Source organism: Snodgrassella sp. W6238H11 (assembly GCF_016100525.1).
GTDB lineage: Bacteria > Pseudomonadota > Gammaproteobacteria > Burkholderiales > Neisseriaceae > Snodgrassella > Snodgrassella alvi.
In genome coordinates, this window is the sequence record NZ_JACFSH010000002.1 from 404,033 (window position 1) to 428,364 (window position 24,332).

Annotated in this window: 15 protein-coding genes and 1 tRNA gene; 10 read left to right on the forward strand and 6 right to left on the reverse strand. The window is 39.7% G+C overall.

The window, feature by feature from the left end; all coding sequences use genetic code 11:
- Nucleotides 1–33 precede the first annotated feature (33 nt).
- The 4 genes from guaB (at nt 34) to carB (ending at nt 6,969) form a co-directional block, all read left to right on the forward strand.
- Nucleotides 34–1,494 carry an IMP dehydrogenase gene (gene guaB, locus H3V00_RS05235; protein WP_198186235.1) on the forward strand — a complete coding sequence of 487 codons (1,461 nt, stop codon included), beginning with the start codon at nt 34–36 and terminating at the stop codon, nt 1,492–1,494.
- A gap of 308 nt (nt 1,495–1,802) precedes the next feature.
- Nucleotides 1,803–2,936, forward strand: a complete 1,134-nt coding sequence (gene carA, locus H3V00_RS05240) for a glutamine-hydrolyzing carbamoyl-phosphate synthase small subunit (RefSeq protein ID WP_198206873.1) — start codon at nt 1,803–1,805, stop codon at nt 2,934–2,936.
- A 57-nt stretch (nt 2,937–2,993) separates the two neighbouring features.
- Nucleotides 2,994–3,674, forward strand: coding sequence for a leucine efflux protein LeuE (gene leuE / locus H3V00_RS05245; protein ID WP_198206872.1), 681 nt, complete (start codon nt 2,994–2,996; stop codon nt 3,672–3,674).
- Between the two features lie 73 nt (nt 3,675–3,747).
- Nucleotides 3,748–6,969, forward strand: a complete 3,222-nt coding sequence (gene carB / locus H3V00_RS05250) for a carbamoyl-phosphate synthase large subunit (protein ID WP_198206871.1) — start codon at nt 3,748–3,750, stop codon at nt 6,967–6,969.
- A gap of 142 nt (nt 6,970–7,111) precedes the next feature.
- Here the strand turns inward: carB and H3V00_RS05255 are convergent, their stop codons facing one another.
- Together H3V00_RS05255 and H3V00_RS05260 are read right to left on the reverse strand one after the other, a co-directional pair.
- The gene (locus H3V00_RS05255; RefSeq protein ID WP_198206870.1) at nt 7,112–7,843 is read right to left on the reverse strand and encodes a hypothetical protein; all 732 of its coding nucleotides are present in this window, start codon (nt 7,841–7,843) and stop codon (nt 7,112–7,114) included.
- A 197-nt stretch (nt 7,844–8,040) separates the two neighbouring features.
- Nucleotides 8,041–8,760, reverse strand: a complete 720-nt coding sequence (locus tag H3V00_RS05260) for a hypothetical protein (RefSeq protein WP_198206869.1) — start codon at nt 8,758–8,760, stop codon at nt 8,041–8,043.
- A gap of 379 nt (nt 8,761–9,139) precedes the next feature.
- Here H3V00_RS05260 and H3V00_RS05265 point away from each other — a divergent pair, with 379 nt between their 5' ends.
- The 4 genes from H3V00_RS05265 (at nt 9,140) to H3V00_RS05280 (ending at nt 11,928) form a co-directional block, all read left to right on the forward strand.
- Nucleotides 9,140–9,892 (forward strand): Nif3-like dinuclear metal center hexameric protein, encoded by a 753-nt coding sequence (locus H3V00_RS05265; protein ID WP_198206868.1) that lies wholly within the window; start codon nt 9,140–9,142, stop codon nt 9,890–9,892.
- 158 nt (nt 9,893–10,050) lie between these two features.
- Nucleotides 10,051–10,656 (forward strand): glutathione S-transferase N-terminal domain-containing protein, encoded by a 606-nt coding sequence (locus H3V00_RS05270; RefSeq protein WP_025331062.1) that lies wholly within the window; start codon nt 10,051–10,053, stop codon nt 10,654–10,656.
- A gap of 24 nt (nt 10,657–10,680) precedes the next feature.
- Nucleotides 10,681–11,130, forward strand: coding sequence for a ClpXP protease specificity-enhancing factor (locus H3V00_RS05275; protein ID WP_198206867.1), 450 nt, complete (start codon nt 10,681–10,683; stop codon nt 11,128–11,130).
- Between the two features lie 510 nt (nt 11,131–11,640).
- Entirely contained in the window at nt 11,641–11,928 is a 288-nt protein-coding gene (locus H3V00_RS05280; RefSeq protein ID WP_025331060.1) for a hypothetical protein, read from the forward strand.
- Nucleotides 11,929–12,046: 118 nt separating this feature from the next.
- Here the strand turns inward: H3V00_RS05280 and H3V00_RS05285 are convergent, their stop codons facing one another.
- Complete coding sequence (locus H3V00_RS05285; RefSeq protein WP_198206866.1) at nt 12,047–12,646, reverse strand: DUF2238 domain-containing protein; 600 nt, start codon at nt 12,644–12,646, stop codon at nt 12,047–12,049.
- Nucleotides 12,647–13,081: 435 nt separating this feature from the next.
- On the opposite strand from H3V00_RS05285, the gene ahpC reads away from it, so the two are divergent.
- Both ahpC and ahpF read left to right on the forward strand, forming a co-directional pair.
- The gene (ahpC, locus tag H3V00_RS05290) at nt 13,082–13,648 is read left to right on the forward strand and encodes an alkyl hydroperoxide reductase subunit C (RefSeq protein ID WP_084564464.1); all 567 of its coding nucleotides are present in this window, start codon (nt 13,082–13,084) and stop codon (nt 13,646–13,648) included.
- Nucleotides 13,649–13,806: 158 nt separating this feature from the next.
- Nucleotides 13,807–15,375, forward strand: coding sequence for an alkyl hydroperoxide reductase subunit F (gene ahpF, locus H3V00_RS05295; protein WP_198206865.1), 1,569 nt, complete (start codon nt 13,807–13,809; stop codon nt 15,373–15,375).
- A 266-nt stretch (nt 15,376–15,641) separates the two neighbouring features.
- Here ahpF and cueO read toward each other — a convergent pair whose 3' ends face one another.
- From cueO to H3V00_RS05310, 3 genes are all read right to left on the reverse strand, one after another.
- On the reverse strand, nt 15,642–17,192 hold the full coding sequence (gene cueO / locus H3V00_RS05300) for a multicopper oxidase CueO (RefSeq protein WP_198206864.1): 1,551 nt from the start codon (nt 17,190–17,192) through the stop codon (nt 15,642–15,644).
- 171 nt (nt 17,193–17,363) lie between these two features.
- The gene (locus H3V00_RS05305) at nt 17,364–23,276 is read right to left on the reverse strand and encodes an autotransporter outer membrane beta-barrel domain-containing protein (protein ID WP_198206863.1); all 5,913 of its coding nucleotides are present in this window, start codon (nt 23,274–23,276) and stop codon (nt 17,364–17,366) included.
- A 968-nt stretch (nt 23,277–24,244) separates the two neighbouring features.
- Nucleotides 24,245–24,320: transfer RNA gene (locus tag H3V00_RS05310), tRNA-Ile, on the reverse strand.
- Nucleotides 24,321–24,332 lie beyond the last annotated feature (12 nt).

A 24,332-nucleotide genomic window follows, 5' to 3' on the forward strand; every position in this document is an offset into this window, starting at 1 on the left:
ATTTCTTCTCATCCTCTAAAAAGAAGCCCTAAAATGCGTATAGTCGAAAAAGCTTACACTTTTGACGACGTGCTGCTCGTACCTGCTCATTCTGAAGTACTGCCGCGCGACGTTATTCTGAAAACTCCGCTTACCCGCCGGATTAATCTGAATTTACCCCTGGTTTCAGCGGCGATGGATACGGTTACTGAGGCTAAGCTGGCTATTTCCATGGCTCAGGAAGGCGGTATTGGCATTATTCACAAAAACATGAGCGTTGAACGACAGGCACGTGCCGTAGCCAATGTTAAACGATATGAAAGCGGAGTGGTCAAGGATCCGGTAACCATTACACCTGATACGCTGATTGGCGATTTAATCGGTCCCGGGCGTAAATACAAAGTTTCCAGCTTACCGGTACTGGAAAATGGCAAAGTTGTTGGTCTGGTTACTAACCGGGATTTACGTTTTGAACGTAATCTGCAGCAAAAAGTATCCAGTATTATGACCCCGCGTGAGCGTCTGGTTACAGTAAGTGAAACTACCAGTATCGATGATGCCCGTGAATTAATGCATACACATAAAATTGAGCGTGTGCTGGTAGTGAATGAAGACTGGGTGCTGAAAGGTCTGATTACAGTAAAAGACATATTAAAAAACACAGCTTTTCCTAATGCCAATAAAGACAGTGAAGGACGGCTGAGAGTAGGCGCAGCAGTAGGAGTCGGAAAAGACACAGACGAGCGGGTAGCTGCTCTGGTACAGGCCGGAGTAGATGTACTGGTGGTGGATACAGCACATGGACATAGTCAGGGCGTAATAGAACGTGTACGCTGGGTAAAACAGCATTATCCGGATGTAGATGTCATTGGCGGTAATATAGCAACAGCCGCTGCTGCGCGTGATCTGGTTGCAGCCGGAGCGGATGCAGTTAAAGTCGGCATCGGGCCGGGTTCTATCTGTACAACCCGTATAGTAGCCGGTGTAGGTGTGCCGCAGTTAACCGCGATTCATAATGTGGCTGCAGAACTTGCCGGTACCGGTGTGCCGCTGATTGCTGACGGTGGTATACGCTTTTCAGGTGATCTGGCTAAAGCACTGGCAGCCGGCGCCTCTGCGGTAATGCTGGGCGGTATGTTCGCCGGTACTGAAGAAGCACCGGGCGAAATCGAGCTTTATCAGGGACGCTCTTATAAATCCTATCGTGGTATGGGTTCAATGGGAGCCATGAGCCAGGGTTCATCTGACCGTTATTTTCAGGATAATGTCTCCAGCGCTGATAAGTATGTGCCGGAGGGCATTGAGGGACGGGTACCTTATAAAGGACCAATCAGCCAGATTATCCATCAGCTCGTAGGCGGATTACGCTCCAGTATGGGCTATCTGGGCTGTAAAACCATTCATGATATGCATGATAAGGCAGAATTTGTTGAAATTACCGCAGCGGGTATGAGTGAGTCGCATGTACACGATGTGCAAATCACCAAAGAAGCACCGAATTATCATGTACGCTAAAATATTGTTGTAAAATTTGCAGTCAGTCTAAAGGGCAGCCGGCGGGCTGCTCAGCAAATTAATAAAAATTTTCTTTTTTATTTAGTAATATCTGCATTGCCAAAGCAGAGAAGATTAGCTAAAATGCATTGCTTTCATGGCAGTGTCAGATATTATGTCTCTGCCATAATCAAGCACGTAGCTCACGCTTTCTGCGTGAAGTGGCGTGTTTTTTTTTGCCTGCAACTGGTAACTGGAAGCACGATTATTAATCCATAAAAAAACAGATTGTCGTTATTGACGGTCTATTAAATACACAGGACTCATCCATGACTACAAGTGCAATTCTGGTGTTGGCTGACGGTTCCGTATTTCATGGTGTCAGCATTGGTGCAGCCGGGCAGGCAGTTGGTGAAGTAGTCTTCAATACCAGCATGACTGGCTATCAGGAAATCCTCACTGATCCGTCTTACACTCAGCAGATGGTAACTCTTACTTATCCGCATATCGGCAATACCGGTATCAATAGTGAAGACACTGAGAGTAAACAAATTTATGCTTCCGGGTTAATTATTCGCGACTTACCTTTATTGCACAGTAATTTTCGTGCGCAAGAAAGCCTGTCCGATTATTTGCAACGTCAGCATACTGTGGCAATCGCAGATATTGATACCCGACGCCTTACCCGTTTGCTGCGGGATAAAGGTTCACAGGCCGGCTGTATTCTGACTGGCGCCGATGCAAATAAAGAACAGGCTCTGGAAATGGCACGTGCTTTTGGCAGCATGGCCGGAAAAGATTTGGCACGGGAAGTAAGCTGTTCTGCAAAATATGAATTTACTCAGGATGAATGGCAGCTGGGGCAGGGTTATGTTCAACCGCAACAAGCCAGATATCATGTGGTTGCCTACGATTTCGGGGTAAAAACCAATATTTTGCGTATGCTGAGTGAACGGGGCTGCCGTCTGACTGTGGTTCCTGCTACTACACCGGCAGCTGAAGTACTGGCATTGCATCCTGACGGCGTATTTTTGTCTAACGGACCGGGTGATCCGGAACCCTGTGATTATGCCATTAAAGCTGTACAGGAAATTCTGGCACATAAACTGCCACTATTCGGTATTTGTCTGGGACATCAGCTGCTTGGTCTGGCTTTAGGGGCGAAAACCCGCAAAATGCCTTTTGGTCATCACGGAGCCAATCATCCGGTACAGGATATGGATACCGGCCGGGTTGTGATTACCAGTCAGAATCATGGTTTTGAAGTAGATGCAGATACTTTACCGGAAAATGTTCGTATTACTCATAAATCGCTGTTTGACGGTTCACTACAAGGTATTAGCATGAACAGTCAGCCGGCTTTTTCATTTCAGGGACATCCGGAAGCCAGTCCGGGCCCGCACGACGTTGCCTACCTTTTTGACCGCTTTATCGAACATATGCAGGCGGCAAATAAAAATTAATTGCGTGATATTACGAACTACATTTATTGAGAATAGTAAAAAAGTACAGGAACCCCCATGTTTGGTATTACTGATCTGGGAACGTATATTGTCGGTGCCATAGCAATTGTTCTGCTGCCGGGACCAAATTCAATGTATTGTCTGGCCATGGCCGGAAAATATGGAGCACGGGCTGCTTATTGTGCGGTTGCCGGAATATTTCTGGGTGACAGTATTTTGATGTTGCTTTCAGCTTCAGGTGCAACATCAATCATCAAAACCATACCTGCATTGTTTTTAATACTGAAACTGGTCGGTGGTTTGTATTTGTTTTATCTGGGCTGGCAGTTGCTGCGTTCAGCTCTTAAGCAATGGAACAGACGTCAGCAGGCTGCTGCAGATGTTTTCAGACAATCATTGTGTGAGCCGGCTGCAGCCAGTAAACCGCTTCCGGCACGTCATTTCTTTCAGCATGCTTTGCTGCTCAGTTTGTTAAACCCGAAAGCAATTTTGTTTTTTCTGGCTTTTTTTGTTCAGTTTGTTGATCCGCATTACGCACATCCGGCATATAGTTTTCTACTGCTGGCTATTATTTTGCAAATTTTCAGCCTGACTTATCTAAGCGTACTGATATTCAGTGGTTTATCGCTGGTCAAGTGGTTTCGTCACTATCAGCGTCTGGCTGCCGGGGCAGTAGCCACAATCGGGCTGATGTTTATCGCGTTTGCACTGAAATTATGGACGGCAAGTATCGACTGACCGATTGACTGTCAGAAAATCAATCCTGCCGTACCGCTAAATTAACAGATAATTTTTTGATAAAGGTATCAGTATGCCTAAGCGCACAGACTTAAAATCTATCCTAATTATTGGTGCCGGTCCTATTGTAATTGGTCAGGCATGCGAGTTTGACTACTCCGGAGCTCAGGCATGCAAGGCATTGCGTGAAGAGGGCTATAAAGTCATTCTGGTTAATTCCAATCCGGCTACGATTATGACAGATCCGGATATGGCTGATGTTACTTACATTGAGCCGATTATGTGGCAGACAGTGGCAAAAATTATTGAAAAAGAACGTCCCGATGCAATTTTGCCAACGATGGGCGGGCAAACGGCACTCAACTGTGCTCTTGATCTGGCGCATAACGGTATTCTGAAAAAATATCAGGTAGAGCTGATTGGTGCATCCGAAGATGCAATTGATAAAGCAGAAGACCGCGGCCGTTTTAAAGAGGCAATGAATAAAATCGGCCTGCATACCCCGAAATCCTTTATTTGCCATAGCATGGAGCAGGCTATGGATGCACAGGCACAGGTTGGATTTCCTGCATTAATTCGCCCGTCTTTCACCATGGGCGGTAGTGGCGGTGGTATTGCCTACAATAAAGATGAATTTATTACTATTTGTGAACGTGGTTTTGATGCTTCACCTACTCATGAATTACTGGTTGAACAGTCTGTACTGGGTTGGAAAGAATATGAAATGGAAGTGGTGCGTGACCGTGCCGACAATTGCATTATTATCTGTTCAATAGAAAATTTTGATCCGTGCGGCGTACATACCGGTGATTCGATTACAGTAGCTCCGGCACAAACACTGACGGATAAAGAATATCAGCTGATGCGCGATGCCTCTCTGGCAGTACTGCGTGAAATCGGTGTGGATACCGGTGGCTCTAATGTACAGTTTGCCGTTAATCCGCAAAACGGCGAAATGATTGTGATTGAAATGAATCCGCGTGTCAGCCGTTCTTCTGCTCTGGCTTCTAAAGCTACCGGTTTTCCGATTGCTAAAATCGCAGCTAAGCTGGCAATAGGCTATACACTGAATGAATTGCAAAATGATATAACCGGCGGACGCACACCGGCTTCCTTTGAGCCTTCCATTGATTATGTGGTAACCAAAGTTCCCCGTTTTGCCTTTGAAAAATTTCCGTCCGCAGATGATCGTCTGACGACACAGATGAAATCAGTTGGGGAAGTAATGGCTATCGGCCGTACATTTCAGGAGTCTGTACATAAAGCTCTGCGCGGTCTGGAGGTTGGTCTGAGCGGCTTTGATTGCCGCAGCAGTGACCGTGCAGCCATTCAGCGTGAACTGGCTAATCCCGGTCCGGAACGGATACTGTATGTCGCTGATGCATTTCGTGCCGGCTTTTCATTAGAGGAAATCTATACAATTTGTGCTATTGATCCGTGGTTCCTGGCACAGATTGCTGATCTGGTTGGCGAAGAACAGAAACTGACAGCGGTCAGACTGGAAGATATCGATTACAGTTATCTGCGTAAACTCAAACGCAAAGGTTTTGCTGATAAACGGCTGGCGCAATTGCTTAATCAGGATGAAGCCAGTGTTAGACAGCATCGTTATGCCATGAATCTGCATCCGGTTTTTAAACGCGTAGATACCTGTGCAGCTGAATTTGCTACCGATACTGCCTATTTGTACTCAACTTATGAAGAAGAATGCGAAGCGGAACCGACACAGCGTAAAAAAATTATGATTCTTGGCGGCGGACCAAATCGTATCGGTCAGGGTATTGAGTTTGATTATTGCTGTGTACATGCTGCATTAGCATTGCGCGAATCCGGTTTTGAAACCATTATGGTGAACTGTAATCCTGAAACAGTTTCGACAGATTATGACACTTCTGACAGATTGTATTTCGAGCCGCTAACCCTTGAAGACGTACTGGAAATCTGTCATACCGAACAACCTGACGGTCTCATTGTGCATTATGGCGGTCAGACGCCTTTAAAACTGGCTAATGAACTGGTAGCTAATGGTGTCAATATTATCGGTACCTCAGCCGATGCCATTGATGCAGCAGAAGACCGTGAGCGTTTTCAGCAGATTCTGCATAAACTGGGATTGCGTCAGCCGGAAAACCGTACAGCACGTACTGAAGCAGAGGCACTGCAACTGGCTGAAGAAGTTGGTTATCCGCTGGTAGTACGGCCATCTTATGTACTTGGCGGACGAGCTATGCAGGTAGTGCATTCATCTAATGAATTACAAACCTATATGCGCGAAGCTGTACAAGTATCCAATGATAGCCCGGTATTACTTGATTACTTTCTCAGCCACGCTATTGAAGTAGATGTAGATTGTGTATGTGATGGTAAACAGGTGGTTATCGGCGGCATCATGCAGCATGTTGAACAGGCAGGTGTCCATAGTGGCGATTCAGCATGTTCCATTCCGCCTTATTCGCTAAGTGAAGCTATTCAGAATGAAATTCGTCGTCAGACAGCAGCCATGGCAATGGCTTTAGATGTAGTTGGTCTGATGAATGTGCAGTTTGCCGTACAGGATGATATCGTTTACGTACTTGAAGTTAATCCGCGTGCTTCACGTACTGTTCCATTTGTATCTAAAGCCACAAGTGTGTCTCTTGCTAAAATCGGAGCAAGGGTTATGGCCGGTATCTCATTGGCCGAACAGGGCTACACACAAGAAGTTATTCCTGAATTTTTTGCAGTTAAGGAAGCCGTATTTCCTTTTATTAAATTTCCCGGCGTAGATACCATTCTCGGCCCCGAAATGCGCTCTACCGGTGAAGTAATGGGTGTCGGTGAAACATTTGCCGAAGCATATTTAAAAGCCCAGCTCGGAGCGGGTGAGCGTATGCCGACTATTGGTAAAGTGTTTCTGGCTGTACGTAATGAAGACAAACCTGCTGTTGTTCAGGTGGCAACCAATTTTCAGTCGCTCGGTTACGGACTGTGTGCCACCCGCGGGACAGCAGCTTTTCTGGCTGAGCACGGAATCAATGTGCAAGTGGTGAATAAGGTAACTGAAGGGCGCCCGCATATTGTTGATGCCATTAAAAACGGTGAGATTGCTCTGGTTGTTAATACTGTCAGCAGTGATGTACAGTCTATTAAAGACAGCCATTCAATCCGCCGTAGTGCACTGAATATGCGTATTCCACTATATACCACCATCGCAGGTGCTTTAGCGATGAGCGAGGGTGTAAGCCGTTTATCCCGTACTGATGTTTACAGTATTCAGAATTTACATCAGCGCATAAAGACAGCTCTGCAAAACTAATTATTTCAAGGTAAAAAGCTGCCGGTTGCATAATTAGCAACCGGCAGCTTAATATATTGAAAAATTAATTTTAAATGGTGAGAAATTAATAGTTTTAGTTTTTTCTGTAATCAAATATCAGCAAGATTAAATATGGCTATTCTTAATGATTTTGGTCTGTAACTACCTTACTATGCTGATGGATATAATCCAGAATACGGTTATTATTTTGAATGAAACCCAGTTGAATTTCCGGATGATCAAGTAAGCTTTCATTGTGCTTATATATTTGAATTAATCCATCAACAAAATAGTTCTGGCTTACTGGTGGTTTATATTTCCCATGTAGAAATCTCGAGGAATATACAGTGTAAGCAACACTAAACTCTTTATCTAAAACAGAATAAATATCAATTTGATGCGGAAAAGCATCGTATTCATCCTTAACATCAAATGGCCAGAAATCAATTCTTAAATCTTGTTGATTGGTTTCGGATTTATTAATAAACATAGTTTGTTTTCCTGAAATACCAATATAATACAATTCCTGATTATTTTTCTTTTCTTTTAATCGGAATCGGTAATTTTCCCGTTTGAACCAATGATTTCCATATTCCAGTTTTTCTGCTTTTATATTGCGATATAACGGTGCAAAACTGAGGCCTACAACAGGCTTAGAAAAATCAGGACATCGATGAATTGCTTCTTCATCATTGGGAAAACCTGATAAAGTAGGTAAGGCAAATATAACTGCTGCTGCCTTTTGCTCGACTATACCATCAATAATTTTATTTTTTATACTAAAACCAAACATGCAGCGCGGCAGGGTAATCTCCAGTTTTTTACCTGATACTTTTGATGGAATGCGCACAGTAATCTCTGTGGTGTCTGTCATTATCCGTTGTTCCTCCATTTTTTTAATTTTGTCCTGTTCACTGCTGCCATTAAAGCAGCCGGTTAAGCATAAAAGCAGTATACAAAGCCAATATTTCATATTTTTATCCGTAATAATATAATTTGATTAATTTATTTTGCTTTAAGACGTTTGAAATAAAATCTGAAAATTTTAAAAATTTTTAGCTAATGCACTAGCTAATCAACGACTTTACTGTGCTGATGGATATAATCCAGAATACGGTTATTATTCTGAATGAAACCAAGTTGAATTTCCGGGTGATCAAGTAAGCTTTCATTGTGCATATATATTTGAATTAATCCATCAGCAAAATAGTTCTGGCTTACTAGTGGTTTATTCTTCCCATGTAAATATCTTGAAGAATATATCGTATAACTTAAACCAAACTCTTCGTATAATACAGAATGTATATCAGTCTGATGTGGATATGAATCATCTTTATTATTCGAGTCAAAAGGCCAAAATTCAATGCTAATATCTTGTTGACTACGATCAGATTGATTAGCAAATATGGCTAATTTCCTATCAATGCCAGCACGATATAGTGCCAAATTATTTTTTTGTTCTTTAATAGAAAATCTAAAGTATTGCTGTTTTAACCAGTAATTTCCATATTCCAATTCAGTTTTGCCTACTATGGGAAACAATGGGAAAATACCTAATGTTGTAATTGGTTTAGAAAAATCAGGACATTGATAAATTGCTTCTTCATTATTAGGGAAATCGGAAAATGTAGGTAACTGGTACATAATGCTAACAGCAATTTCTTCAACCTTTCCATCAATAATTTGATGTTTCAGATTTGTACCAAAGAAACAGCGAGGAAGTGTAATTTCTAACTTTTTATCCGATACTTTTGACGGAATACGGACAGTAATCTCTGTGGTGTCTGTCATTATTCGTTGTTCCTCCAATTTTTTAATTTTGTCCTGTGCACGATCATTGTTGCTGTTAAGATATCCGCATAAACTTAAAATTAATAACAAAAACAATGTCTTCATTTTGATATTCCAAAAAATCTGCGAGCTTTTAAATTTAGTGCTACATTATTTTAATAAATATTAACATAAAATAACATTTATTTGGTTAATCACAAAGCATATAAATATTTTATTTAAAGATAATGATTTTTTATAATTTCATATTCAGTCAGCTGTATTCAGACATTTTCAGCTTTCTCCCTGTGCTTGTTAGTATAATGACTTTATTGAAATAAGAATAAAGCTATGTATTAACAAAGCAGACTGCAATGTTTTGCACGATTAAAGGAAATTTATGGCTTTCAGAAAAGAAATTTTAGGCTGGTGCGCTCAGGAGCTGGCGGTTGCTCAGTTTCGAGATTACAGCCCGAATGGGTTACAGATAGAGGGCAGGGATGAAGTTAGCACTATTGTTTGTGCTGTCACTGCCAGCCAGGCTGCTATTGATTTTGCCGTAAAACAGCAGGCAGATATGCTGCTGGTTCATCATGGTATGTTCTGGAAAAATGAAGCGGCTGTAATTACAGGCTGGAAAAAACGCCGTATTCAGACATTATTAGCCAATAATATTAATCTGGTTGGCTATCATTTACCGCTGGATGCGCATCCGCGCTTAGGGAATAATGTGCAGCTGGCTCAGCGTTTAGGCTGGCAGATTACCGGCTGTGGCGGTGAACAGAATTTAATTCAGTACGGAGCTTTAACCTATGAGCAAACTGCAGAACAGCTGGCTCAGGAGATTGAGCTAGGCCTGAATCACAAACCCATATTGCTATGTGCCGATAAACAACAACCAGTACGCAGGCTGGCTTGGTGTACTGGCGGCGGCCAGAGTTTTTTTCAGCAGGCTATTGATGCCGGGGTTGATGCATTTATCACAGGTGAAATATCCGAACCTCAATACCATCTGGCGCAGGAATGCGGAGTGGTATTCATCGCGGCAGGGCATCATGCTACCGAAAGATATGGTATTCAGGCACTTGCCTGTGCATTAGCCAGTGAATTCGGGATTACTCAGCAGTTTTTTGATGAGCCTAATCCGGCTTAAATGAATTTTGTGTGATTGGTGGTAATTTGTATAATAAAAATTTTAATAAACATAAACTTAAGCTATTTTTCTGGTAAAAATAGAGTCATTTGTCTATAATTGAATAATTTTTAAACACCACACTGTATTGATTATACATTAATTCTGGGAAACTTATTATGATGACATTATATGCGGGTATCACTTGCCCGTTTAGTCAGCGTTGCAGCTTTGTGCTGTATGAAAAAGGCATGGATTTTGAAATTAAAGATGTAGACGTTTTCAATAAGCCGGAAGATCTGGCTGTGATGAATCCCTATAATCAGGTTCCTGTTCTGGTTGAACGTGACCTGATTTTGTATGAATCCAATATTATTAATGAATATATTGATGAGCGGTTTCCGCATCCGCAGCTAATGCCGGCAGACCCGATTATGCGTGGTCGTGGTCGTCTTGTTTTATATCGTCTGGAAAAAGAACTGTTCAGTCATGTACTGGTGCTGGAAAATCCTGAATCAAGTAATAAGGAAATGAACAAAGCCCGCGAAGCCATTACTCAGGGCTTAACAATGCTGGCTCCTGCATTCACTAAAAACAAATATATTATCGGCGATGATTTCTCCATGATTGATGTGGCGCTGGCTCCGCTTTTGTGGCGTCTGGATCACTATGATATTAAGCTGCCAAAATCAGCTGCGCCATTGCTTAAATATGCGGAACGTATTTTTCAGCGTGAAGCGTTTATTGATGCCTTAACACCTGCCGAGAAAGCGATGCGTCGTTAAATTATCCTGACAAAGGGGAGGACAATGAGCAAGCTGAACACCAAACCGTATATTCTGCGAGCACTGTATGATTGGGCGCTGGATAGTGGTTATACACCGCATATTGCAGTATGGGTAAATGATAAAACTCAGGTACCGCTTCAGTATGTAAAAGACAATGAAATTGTGCTTAATATCGGGCCTGTAGCCGCACATAATCTGAATATAGATAATGAATGGGTTAGTTTTTCTGCCCGTTTTGGTGGCGTTTCCCATGATATATGGATTCCGGTTGGTCATATAATCAGTCTTTTTGCCAGAGAAACTGGTGACGGCATGGGGTTTGATGTAGAACCTCTTACTGAAAACAGTGAACACCCGACAGCAGGCGAGAATAACACCGTATCTGAAAGCCAGCCTTCTGTATCAGAGAGTTTACCTGCAGATGACAGTAATAAATCTGGTGCGAAAAAAGGTTTAAAGATAGTTAAATAACGATTGTTATTAATAGAATATCTTCTAAGCAAATAAGAAGTAATTTGTTTATCAATAAACAAGGCTGAAACTGACTGATGGTTTCAGCCTTTTTAATTTTTTAAGATTCAGACTGATAACATTTTATTCTATTTATACCTAATAAAGTGTGGCAAATAAATCAGTTCTTATAGCTAATAAGTATATATAAATTTGATGAAAAGTTAGCCGTAATCTGAACAGACAGTAAATAAAATTTTTGAAGCTATGCAGTTTTAAAACTATATATATATTTGAATATTAGTTATAAATTAAAAATATTTAGAATATGTCATATAAATAAATTTATAATTTTGCGGATGTATATCTGATTAAATATGCGTTAACAAAATTTTTTCAGAGTTATTCTCTTATATCAATTTGTTAAAATAGTACTTCATTACGAGTGTAATACCGGTTAAAATAGCCTTGTCTTGAAATTTGACATTACAATAATATTCATTAGCTTTACATTTACTGGAGTTTGAACACATGAACCAAACTGCTGAATTTGCAACAAACAGTAATGAACTAAGTGTACAGCTTGCACACAAAGAGCAAAAATTTAAAAGAGTAAAGTTCTATTTTAACGTCATATTTGCTTTGTGTTTTCTGGTATTTGCTGTGGGTCTGGTCTGGATGAATACCATGGCAATTGCCAGCTCATTCATTACGGCTATGATGTTTGGTATGGCCTATCTGGGCGTAATTATGATATTTGAAGAAGATATCAAAGAATTGAAAATCAAACTGGAAAAAACACAATCTGTTTCCGCCTGATTACCTGAGCTTTAAGAGATGGCAGCTTTAGTCAAAGCTGCCATGCAAGACTAATCAGATACTTTGCTGTTGTCAGTTGGATCCGATCTGATTTTTACTTGTAATGGTAACTGCGGTTTTAACGTGATGGTCTCCGTAAGTGCCGTTTACTAAAATAAAGATAGATAAGCATGGTGCTGCAACCTATCAGACACCAAAGCATGTCTTTCTGTGTATCCCATACATCGCCCTGTGTACCAAGAAAAGTAACTGCTTCTTGATTACTCAGTATTGCTACCAGCCACTCAAACAATTCGTATATGGCGCTAATCGTCATGCAGACACAACCACTCAAAAATACCACCCAGCCGCGATAGCGTATAATTTGTAATCTCCATAGTAATTCACTGGCTATAATAGCTGGTGAAAAGCCCTGAAAAAAATGTCCAAGCTTATCGTAATTATTACGTGACCAGCCAAATACACCGCGCAGATAATTAAATACCGGCTCTTCGGCATAAGTATAATGTCCGCCAATCAGTAATATAATTGCATGAACTAAAACTACCCAGTACATAAGCTGACTGAAACGAAAGCGGGAATAGGTGAATACAAGAAGTATCAATCCTAGCAATGCCGGAAAAACTTCAAGCCACCAGGTAGGGTAGTCATGTGGCTGATAAGCAGACCATATGAGTACCAGTATAAATATTATCAATTGCAGAATATGCGTTTTCATACCATACATCACCTGCAAATATTCAGTAGCAGAATTAAACTGAAACTAAAAATTGAAAAAATTTTTGCCGATATCAATCTTAATTTGACTTCTTTTTTTATAATAATCTGTATATTAATCTTGATAAATGCATAGGGCAAATATCAGTAATGTGCAGCATACAAGCTGTGATCGTTTTAGTTATAGCTATTTTAGATTTATTTGCAGAGTAACTCCCATACAGCTAATGGCTATTTATAATAGTTTTTATATATGAATTTAGTGTATTTATCTGGTCTGTAAGTTATTTTTATAAATTTGAAAATATAATACATTGTTTTTTATGAAAAATAAAAACTATCGATTACATAAAATCATTTGATTATATTTATTGAGTAAATTTGTGTACTATACATCCATCGATTAATTCAACCTGTACATTCAAGGAGATATTTCATGGTTGCTAATGTTAACACTGAAATCAAACCGTTCAATACCACTGCCTTTCATAATGGTAAATTTGTAGACATCAGTGATGCTGACGTAAAAGGTAAATGGTCTGTATTCTTTTTCTATCCGGCAGATTTTACTTTTGTTTGTCCTACTGAATTAGGTGATCTGGCTGACCACTATGAAGAATTGCAGAAACTGGGCGTAGAAGTTTACTCTGTTTCTACCGATACTCATTTTACTCATAAAGCATGGCACGATGCTTCTGATACAATTGCCAAAATTAAATACTTTATGCTGGGTGACCGCAATGCTACCCTGGCAACTAATTTTGGTGTATTGCGTGAAGGTCAGGGTTCCGCCGACCGCGCTACATTCCTGGTTGATCCGCAGGGTATTATCCAGTGTGTGGAAGTAACTGCTGAAGGTATCGGTCGTGAAGCTTCAGATCTGGTACGTAAAGTTAAAGCTGCACAATATGTTGCTTCTCATCCGGGTGAAGTTTGTCCTGCTAAATGGAAGGAAGGCGAAAAAACTCTGGCTCCTTCTCTGGAACTGGTTGGTAAAATCTAACACACTTAAATACACACATCAAAAACTTACTGTTAAATAAACAGTCATTCAGCCCGAATACCGGCTGCGGTATCCGGGCTTTTTACTAAAACAAAAATGTAGGCTATCAAAAACAGAATATCTATAGTTTATTTTTATTAATGTAATGGAGCAGTAAAATGTTAGACGACACTTTGAAAAACCAACTAAAAGCTTATCTTGAATATGTAACCAGACCGGTTGAAATTATTGCTACGCTGGACGAAAGTAAAGGTGCTCGCGACATGCTGGCACTGTTACAGGAAGTAGAGGCGTTAAGCGATAAAGTCAGTCTGCGTACCGATGGTCAGTCTGAACGTAAGCCATCTTTTGAAATCACTAATCCGGGTGTGCATACAGGACTGGTTTTTGCCGGTAATCCGATGGGGCATGAATTCAGTTCACTGGTACTGGCTTTATTGCAGGTAGGCGGTCATCCATCTAAAGAAGCAGAATCATTACAGCAACAAATTAAAAATTTGCAGGGCAGTTATCACTTCGAAACCTATTATTCTATTACTTGTCACAATTGTCCGGATGTTATACAGGCATTGAATCTGATGTCTATTCTCAATCCTAATATCAGCCATACAGCTATTGACGGAGCATTGTTTCAGGAAGAAATTGAAGCAAAACAGATTATGGGTGTGCCGGCAGTTTTTCTGAATGGTGAACCATTTGGTCAGGGCAGAATGGAACTGGCAGAAATTGTTGCTAAACTGGACAGCAATGCTGCAAGTGCGGCAGTTGATGAACTGAATGCAAAAGCACCGTTTGACGTGCTGATTGTGGGCGGGGGACCTGCCGGTGCTGCTGCCGCTGTATATGCAGCACGTAAAGGTATTCGTACCGGTATTGTGGCCGAACGTTTTGGTGGTCAGGTTCTCGACACGCTGGATATTGAAAATTACATATCTGTTTTGCGTACCGACGGTCCGCGTTTTGCCCATGATCTGGAAAGCCACGTACGCAGTTATGATGTCGATATTATGAATTTGCAAAGAGTCAGTGCGCTGGTACCGGCTAAAACTACAGGCGGACTGATTGAGGTACATACAGAAAGTGGTGCTGTTTTAAAATCGCGTACCGTTATCCTGTCTACAGGTGCACACTGGCGCTCAATGAATGTGCCCGGTGAGCAGGAATATCGTACGAAAGGTGTGACTTATTGTCCGCATTGTGATGGTCCGTTATTTAAAGGCAAAGATGTAGCCGTAATTGGTGGTGGTAATTCCGGTGCAGAAGCTGCCATTGATCTGGCTGGCGTTGTAAAGCATGTTACTTTGCTGGAATTTTCCGACAAAATGCGTGCTGATGAAGTATTACAGCAAAAATTGCATAGTCTGCCTAATGTTCAGATTATTATGAATGCTCAAACTACCGAGGTAACCGGCGAAAACGGCAAAGTTAATGGTCTGAATTATCTGGACCGGGTAAGCAATACAGAGCATCATCTGGCATTGGAAGGTATTTTTGTTCAGATTGGTTTATTACCAAATACCGGATTTTTGCAAGGTGCAGTAGACTTAACTGAGCCAATGCACGAGATTGTAATCGATGCTTTTGGTAAAACCAGTGTGCCGGGTGTTTTTGCCGCCGGTGACTGTACAAACGTACCTTATAAGCAGATTATTATTGCTGCCGGTGAAGGTGCTAAAGCAGCATTAAGTGCTTTTGATTATCTGATTCGTACCAGTGCAGCTAATTAATAACTGACATAAGAAACCACTCAAAACCAATCGTTTTGAGTGGTTTATATTTTTATCGGGATATTTACAGACCTGATACGATGACACTTATGGAATATTTTTGAAAAAATTATATATTTTCATGCCAGAATTTCATTGTTTATGCTAATTCGGCTTATGGAAAAATATTTATTGGCGCAGCTAATTTAACGTTTTATTAATCCATAAGTATTATTAGCTTCAGTTTTTAAATATCTGAAAAAATTCAACTTATAACGAGCGTATATTCAGACAGTAAACCCCAGCATCATCCCCGTATCTTCATGTTCCAGTATGTGGCAATGAGCCATGTAAGGAAAACTGGCTGGCGCACTGTGGTTGAATTTAACCAATACTTTACTTACACCACCTTCTACCCGTACCGTATCTTTCCAGCCTGAGCGATAAGCAGCAGGCGATTGTCCGTTTTCATTAAGAATGCGAAACTGAGTACCATGAATATGAAATGGGTGCAGCATCATATCGCCTAAACCGGATATTTCCCAGCACTCATATTTCCCTTTACTGGCGGCAAATGCCGGCTTATTCATATCAAAAGTCTGTCCGTTAATCATGTTGGCATGCATTAAATCTAATGCGTTTTTATCCGTGTGCATATTATGCATCATTTCCATATGAGACTGATGCATAGACATATGCTCCATTGGCATAGCTGATTTTCCCGACAGTTGCTGTAAAGCCTGCATACCCATACTGTCCAGCTCAGGATCCATAGACAGCTGAAAATGGCGGTGTACAAGCTGAGACAGAGCCGGTAATACAGGCAGAGAGCTGGTAAGCTGATCGGGTAAAGATGCATCATTACGCGAAGAAAGTACAGACACACGAACTATCGGGCAGGGCTGATCAAAAGGCGGCAGATTCATGCCCATCTGTTTTACCGGTAAAGTAAGCAAATCAAAAGCTTTACCGTTACTGGTGTCAATCATTACTTCAAAACGTTCACCGGGCAATACCGACAGGCTGGACACTGTTACTGGCTGAGGCAGAAAGCCACCGTCACTGGCAATAACATATAAAGGGCGGCCATCACTACAGGCAAAATTCAGAGTTCTGGCATTACAGCCATTAAGCAGACGTAATCGCAACCAGCCACGCGGCGCGTTATGCTGCGGATATATCTGACCATTACACAGCAGAGTATCTCCAAACCAGCCTATGGCTGCACTCATAACATCAAGCTGATAATCAATCTGTCCGGCTGTATTAAATTTTTTATCCTGTACGATCAGAGGAATATCATCTAATCCCCAGTTTTTGGGGATAGGCAGCCCAGTACTGACAGTATCTTCCAGCAACAGCAAACCAGCCAGCCCCATTGCTACCTGACGGCCGGTCTGCCCATGCTGGTGCGGATGAAACCAACATGTTGCAGCAGGCTGGCTTGAGGTAAATTCAATTACTCGTGCTTGTCCGGCTGGGATGCAGGCCTGAGGTCCGCCATCTGCTTCACCCGGTACTTCCAGGCCATGCCAGTGTACTGTTGTGGCTTCAGTTAATCGGTTTTGCAATTTTATCTGTACCGGTTTGCCCCGGTAAATACGTATAGCAGGACCAAGCAAAGCACCATTATAGCCACATGTCTGCGTCTGATATTTGCCAAAACGGCTGGTGCCCTGCTGAATAGTGAGCTGAATCCTGTTATCTTTACCGGTATCTAATAATGGCGGAATGGCCAGTACCGGTAAATCCAAAGTATTCAGAGCATAAGCAGAAAGCGGTAGCGTAGCTGCGGCGCTTACCATGGCCGAATATCTGAGGAAGTCTCTTCTGTGCATAATGATTCTTATGAAGAAAAAGAACAGCTTAAACCTTCACCTAAGTTGAATGTCAAGCCTGTTTTGCCGAAAAGAAAACCAAAGAATATTTAAACAGAAACAGGGCACAGCATTAAATGCTGTGCCCTGCAGAAAGCAGCAGTAACCATATGGCTACTGCCGGATAATGCATTATAACCAGGTATATTTATAACCCATAGTACCTTTAAAGCCTTTGCGTTTATCACTGCCAAAATTTTTCTCGTAACGGATATCGCTGTAGAAATCACTTTGACGGGTGATTGGCAACTGAATACCCAGACCGAGTTCGCCCCAGGTTTTCGCATACTCTTCTTTCAGACTGTCACGACCAATATCAACTGATTTCGGATTAACAAAATCATGCCAGATATTCGCGATACCATAGAAAGAGGATGACGGCAGGTTATCACGGGTATCACCATTATAGCCGAAACGCATACCTACACGACCGCGCAGTGCAGACGGATCATGCTGGTCAACATGGCGGATTCTGTCATTAAAATCATCCAGAGACAGATACTGGTATACCAGCTGAGCTTGCGGCTCTACAAACCAGTTATTTCCATATACAATAAATGATTTACCTGTTTCAGCTGATAAAGCTGCGCCCCAGCCGTTCTGATGTACAGATTCGTTCGAACGGGCATTGTATTTATTGCGCAGATAAGTTACCTGACCAACAAGATCTACATAACCGCCATTATTGCCGTAGAAGGTACCATAACCACCAACACTTACTGCATCAGTACGGCCTTTGCCCGTGTAATGGTCATCAACGATGTAACCATTCTTAGCTCGGTACTGATCGCGGAAATCATTTTCATTATGGCCATAAGCTACATAGCCGCCAATATGCCGCCGTATTCCGGTTTTCTCATTTTCATCCAGAATAAAATCATGACCAATCTGTAATACAGATTGATTACCGGCGGTATCCAAACGTTTTTTACCATCTTTATCCAGATGTTTAACCAGAACTCTGCCCCATGTCTGCTGCTGATCATCACCAAGAGCAGTATTATTTGAGCCGGTGATATTGTAAGTCTGGTTTTCACCGCGGCGCTCATGTAATGTACCAACCGTGGTAAAGCCAAGTTCCATATCTGCTGTAGGCATCTGCACATAACCGGAAACCGGTTCTGCATAAATTGGTACTTCTTTTATGGGTGGTGCTGGCGGAACAGGCTTATCAGAAACAGTAGGTCCGGGCGGAACAGGCACAACAGGATCAGGTGTTTTAGGTTGTGCAGTTAAAGTCCATGCATAATCAGTTCCTGAAGTAGTATCTATTTTTTTAAGCTGAGCTTCGCCGGCATTAGTAGTCGGAGCGGAACCGGTAAAATCATTGCCGCTACTCTTACCGGCTACATGTACCACTACTGCAGAATGAATAGGAATCTCTTTCAGAGTTACATCGCCATAGATACCTTTTTCGTTTAATGTACGCACTGTTGTAGCGGCACCGTCTACATCGCCATGAATATCAACGCGGTCGCTATAAGAAGTGCCATCCTTATTCCATACAGTATTAACACGCATCAAACCGCCACCGGTATAGTTACCATTAACAGTGATAGTATGGTACTGGTCTTTGTCTCCGGCATTAACTTCAGATACTTGCGGAAATATAATTGTCCCAGTTTTGTTTTCCAGCTTTGTTAATACAGAGTTTCCGGTATTGTTCCAGATACCCTGATTATCCAGATCTAATATCCCCGAACCGGAATTTGTTGTCACGCCGGTAAAGGTTCCGGTATTTGTGGCAGAAATAGATCCTGAGTTAGCGTTAATCAGCTTACCTTTGAATTCCTGTTTATTTTTAAATGTAATTCCGCCTTCACTGCTTTCAGTATTATTGGTTATATCCGTTTCCATACTACTGTTATTGGTTATATCAATAATACCACCACTAGTATTGCTGATTGGTCTGTTCAAAGTTTTATTATTGATAATAGTAATTTTGCCATTACCAGTATTCTGAATTTGTCTCAGACTAGTATCGTTAATCCTTACACTGGGATTATTATTAACTACATTAGCATCTACATCACCATTGTTAGTAAATATAATGGATCCGGAACCATCATTATTAATATTGCTGTTTAATACAGCTTCATCCTGATTCGTAATGGTGATATTACCAGCACCATTATTAGTAATATCACCATTAATAAAGCCGTCTTTATTGTTTTTAATCAATATATTAGCAGTGGTATCATTTATTTTATCACCGGTATTGGTGATAGAACCGTTAAGTGTACCGTTATTGGCAATATTAATGGCACCAGCACCTCCATTAAGAATAGCGTTGGCTATCTCACCATCATTGTCCAAGATGATAGTACCGGTATTGTTATTAGTAATCTCACCGGTAATACGGCCAATACGGCTTATTATAGAACTGGTATCTTTGGTATTTTTAATATGGATATCGCCTGTTCCCTCATTTTTGATAGAGCCGTTTAACTCCTTATTGTTGGTGATCTCAATATTATAGCCATCAGTACGCTTATCACCGGTATTGGTGATAGTGCTGTTTAAGGTTGTGTCATTAGTAATACTAATATTACCAGTATTCTGATTGGTAATAGAGCCGTCAAAGTTCTTTCCTCTATTGGCAATATCAATGGTACCTGTATTCTGATTGGTAATAGAGCCTTTAAAGGTATTTCCATTATTGTAAATACCAATGCGGCCGGTACCAGTTGCATCATTATCATTATCAATGTTACCTAGAAAATCGCCGTCATTATCATTCTTAATGGTAATACTACCACCGGAATTAGTAATTTTTAGAAAGGTATCAGCTTCACCAGGTTTACCAATTTTACCAACTTTACCGCTGTTTTCGATAGTAACCCGGCCGTGATTTTTGTTAGTAATATCGCCCTCAATAGTAGAACTGTATGCCTTGTTGTTAATAGTAATATCACCATTATCATTGGTAATATGGCTATTAATTTTAGTATTTTCTTCATTATTGTTAACAGTAATCTTACCTGTGTTAAAACCACTGTTATTATGAATATTGCCGGTAAAAGAAGAGCCTTCTTTATTGTTGTTAACAACAATACTACCATTGAGATTTTCAATATTGCTCTTTAACTCTTTATTGTTATCAATCCAGATATTATCAACATTATTTTTAGTACCGGTATTGGTGATAGAGCCACTAATGATACCGTTATTGGTTAAAGAGATACTGCCTGTACCATTATTTTCGATATAACCGCCAAAGGTACCAAAGGTATTGTTATCGATGATATTGTTGGTTAAAGAGATACTGCCTGTACCCTTATTTTTGATATAGCCGCCAATGGTACCGGTATTGGTAATCTTAATAGCACCAGTATTCTGATTAGTAATAGTACTATTAACAGTACCCGCCTCCTTATTATCCAGAGCAATAGTACCATTGCCATCATTATTAATAGTGCTGTTTAAATCATTATTGTTTTCAATCAATATATTAGCAGTAGTATCATTTATTTGATCACCGGTATTTGTGATAGAACCGCCAAGGGTACCTTTATCGTTATTGATAATATGAATAGTACCGGCATTACCAGTATTTGTGATAGAGCCGCCAAGGTTACCGTTATCGTTATTGGTAATATTAATAGCACCAGTATTCCGATTAGTAATAGTACTATTAACAGTACCCTTATTATCCAGAGTAATTATGCCGGTACTGGTTGCATCGTTATCAATGGCACTTTGAAAATCGCCGACCGCTGTATTGGTAATGTTAATCTTACCATCTTTGGAATTAGTAATTTTTTTAGAGGAATCAGTCTTACCGCTGTTATTGATAGCGATATTACCATTGTCTTTATTATTAATATCGCTGTTTAAAACACCATTGTTGGTGATATCAATATTGTTGGCGGCGACAGTACTTGCATTACCGGTATTGGTGATAGAGCCACTAATGGTACCATCATTGGTAATCTTAATAGCACCAGTATTCTCATTGGTAATTTCACTATTAACATTACCGTCCTTGTTATTGGTAATGTCAATCTTACCAGCATTGGAATTAGTAATTTTAGAGGAATTAGCCTTACCGCTGTTATTAATAGCGATATTACCATCCTTAGCATTAGTAATATTACCGTTTATAACAGAGCTGGCTGTATTATTGTTAACAACAATACTACCATTGCCTTCATTATTAATATTGCCGTTTAAATTTTTCTTGTTATCAATAAATATATTAGCAGGAATCTCTGCATTGGGATCATTTACTTTTATTTCATCACCGGTATTTGTGATAGAGCCATTAAGGGTACCGTTATCGTTATTGGTAATGCTAATGGTACCAGTATTTGTATTAAGAATATCGTTGTCTATAGTACCGGTATTAGTAATATTTATCAAACCTGTACCGGAATTTTCAATCTTTTTCGGCGGGGTATTATCGGAAATTTCAGTCTTGCTCTGGGTATTATCGGAATTTTCAATCTTTTTCTTCTTGATATCACCGCTGTTCTTGATAATAACTTTACCGTTATCTTTATTAAGAATATCGCTGTCTATAGTACCGGTATCCGTATTAGTAATATCTATCAAACCTGTACCGGAATTTTCAATCTTGTTCGGTTCAGTATTGCTCTGGGTATTATCAGAAGTTTCAGTCTTGCTCTGGGTATTATCGGAAGTTTCAATCTTCTTCTGTATATTACCGCTGTTATTGATAATAACTGTACCGTTATCTATATTAGTAATGTTACCGGCAATAGTACCAGTACCATCGTTATCAACATTGATAATACCATTTTTATTATTTTTTAAAACTGAATTTTTATCAGATTCAGAAATTAATTTCCCAGAATTAGTTACTTTTAATATTCCAGATGAATTATGAACAATGGTATCAACGTTACTCGTTGTAGTCCCGGCTGCTTCGTTTGTAAAAGTTGCGTTTTCACCTAATTTTGTATCAGTTGAAATTACAGTATTTTGACCATTATTTACCGTTAGAGTACCATTATTTTCAAAAATTCCTTCGTTTCCAATGATGACTCCTGTAGCATCTTTAAAGTTATCTTCATCATCATCTTTAATTTTAATATCAGCTCCACCGTTAGCTGTATATTTTCCGTTTGTGATAGAAATAGCAGATACGTTTTCAGGTTCTTCGATAGTTTCTGAATCAACATGAGTTGTAATATCAGTTTTACCTTTGACTTCTATAGATCCGCCTTCGATTGTAATCGCAGAATTTCCCTCAGGAATATTTCCGGATGTAATGGTTAAATTATTCTTAACAGTTATAGATGAATTTTTTGACGTTTGATGAATTGCATAATTTTTACCTCCTTGATCTATAGTTATGTTATCGGCTGTAATACTACCACCGTTTATATTATCTATTGATGAGTTTGAATTACTAGCTTCAGTTTTGGATGTAATCGTAATGTCTCCATTAACATATATCTCACCATTATCATTTTTTATACCGTTAGTGAAACCATTGTTACTTGTATCAGTAATTTTTATACTACCTTTATAATCTTTACCTTTAGCAACATTTAATACAGACCCGTCTGAATTCGCAATAACATTCGCTGAATTACCGGAACTATTTGCTTCCAGGTTTCTATCAATTGTTACTTTTGAGTTGCCTGCAATAGCTAAAGCGCTGGCGTCTGATGAATTACCTTTACTTGTAGTCTTTATATTTGTAGCTTCTAGTGTAGATTCTCCATTTACATTAATTACTTTTTTGACTTTATTTTTTCCAATGGCTTCAATTTTTTTATCTTCTTCACCTGGTAACTTTTCTAACTTTGCGCCATCTGATGCAGAAATTTCGGTATAAGTTGTTCCGTCTGGTAACGAAGGTAACGAACATGTAGAAGGTCCTGAAACTACAACACTTCCTGCGTTATTGTCACAGGGAACAGTATCAGCAGCATATGAGCCTAAACTGGTTAAAGCAAGGGCAACAGCTGCAGCAATTTTGACACAGTTATTTTTAGTTTTACCACGTACCAGTTCCGAGCAGGCTACCCATGTCTGTGTTGCTTCACTCCATTTGGATTTATAAATGTTATTCATCGGTTTTCCTTGATTATGCAGGTATTTAAAAATAAACAGTAGCTGTAAATTTACAAATTTGTTTATTTGGACACTAATTGCTAATTAACAAATAAAAATAATCCTATACGAAATAATTATAGAAGATATGTTATATCCTATTCAAATAAGGTTAACTTTATGATAACAACATTAGCGGATAGCAGTGTCGGAAAGTTGATCAAAATATTTTAGAAAAATAAGTGTTTTCATAAAAATACAAAGCAAATATGCTATATGATATTTTGATGTGTAAAAGAGCAGGTTTTATATTTCATAAACTAACATTCTCCAGATTAATAACGCTGGATGTTACGGGTAGAATTATAAATGTTAATAAAAGTTTTTGTTATTTATTAGTTTTTGTGTTTTATGCTTAAGTAATATTACCAGTTTTAAAGCCAGTACTGACGTGAGATTTACGGATAATTAAAAAAAATATAAAAATCAGAAATAAGTGTATTAATTGTGCAACTATATGCATGTAAAAATGAATTTATTCTAATATTTATTATATTTATGTTAATTTTTAAAATATGATTAGTTGATTTGCCAAAGCTAAATTCGGAGAAATGTATCTGTTATAAAGTAAAATTAACCAATTGCTTTTTTATGATGAACAAATGTTAAATAAAAGTTACTGTTTTAATGTAAATATCATTCGGACTGAGATATATTCAGCTAGACAGATGATAAAAATCATAATTAAACAATTATTTGGTAGCCATAGTTTAAAATATTGTTTGTAGAATATTATAAATATAATTTTTAGCTCAGAGTTTTTACAGGATATGTTTTCAGTGAGTATTGAATGAAAATTCGTGCCTGTATAATAAAATTTATAGTATTTATTATTTATGCAGATTATTTTAATAAGCTATAAAAAAGCCGCTGAAAGCGGCTTTTTTGATAAAAACTCTGTTTTCTGATACAGAATTTTATGGGTTATTTGGTGGGTCCAGTGGGGTTCGAACCCACGACCAAGGGATTATGAGTCCCCTGCTCTAACCCCTGAGCTACAGACCCGTAAGCTGCATA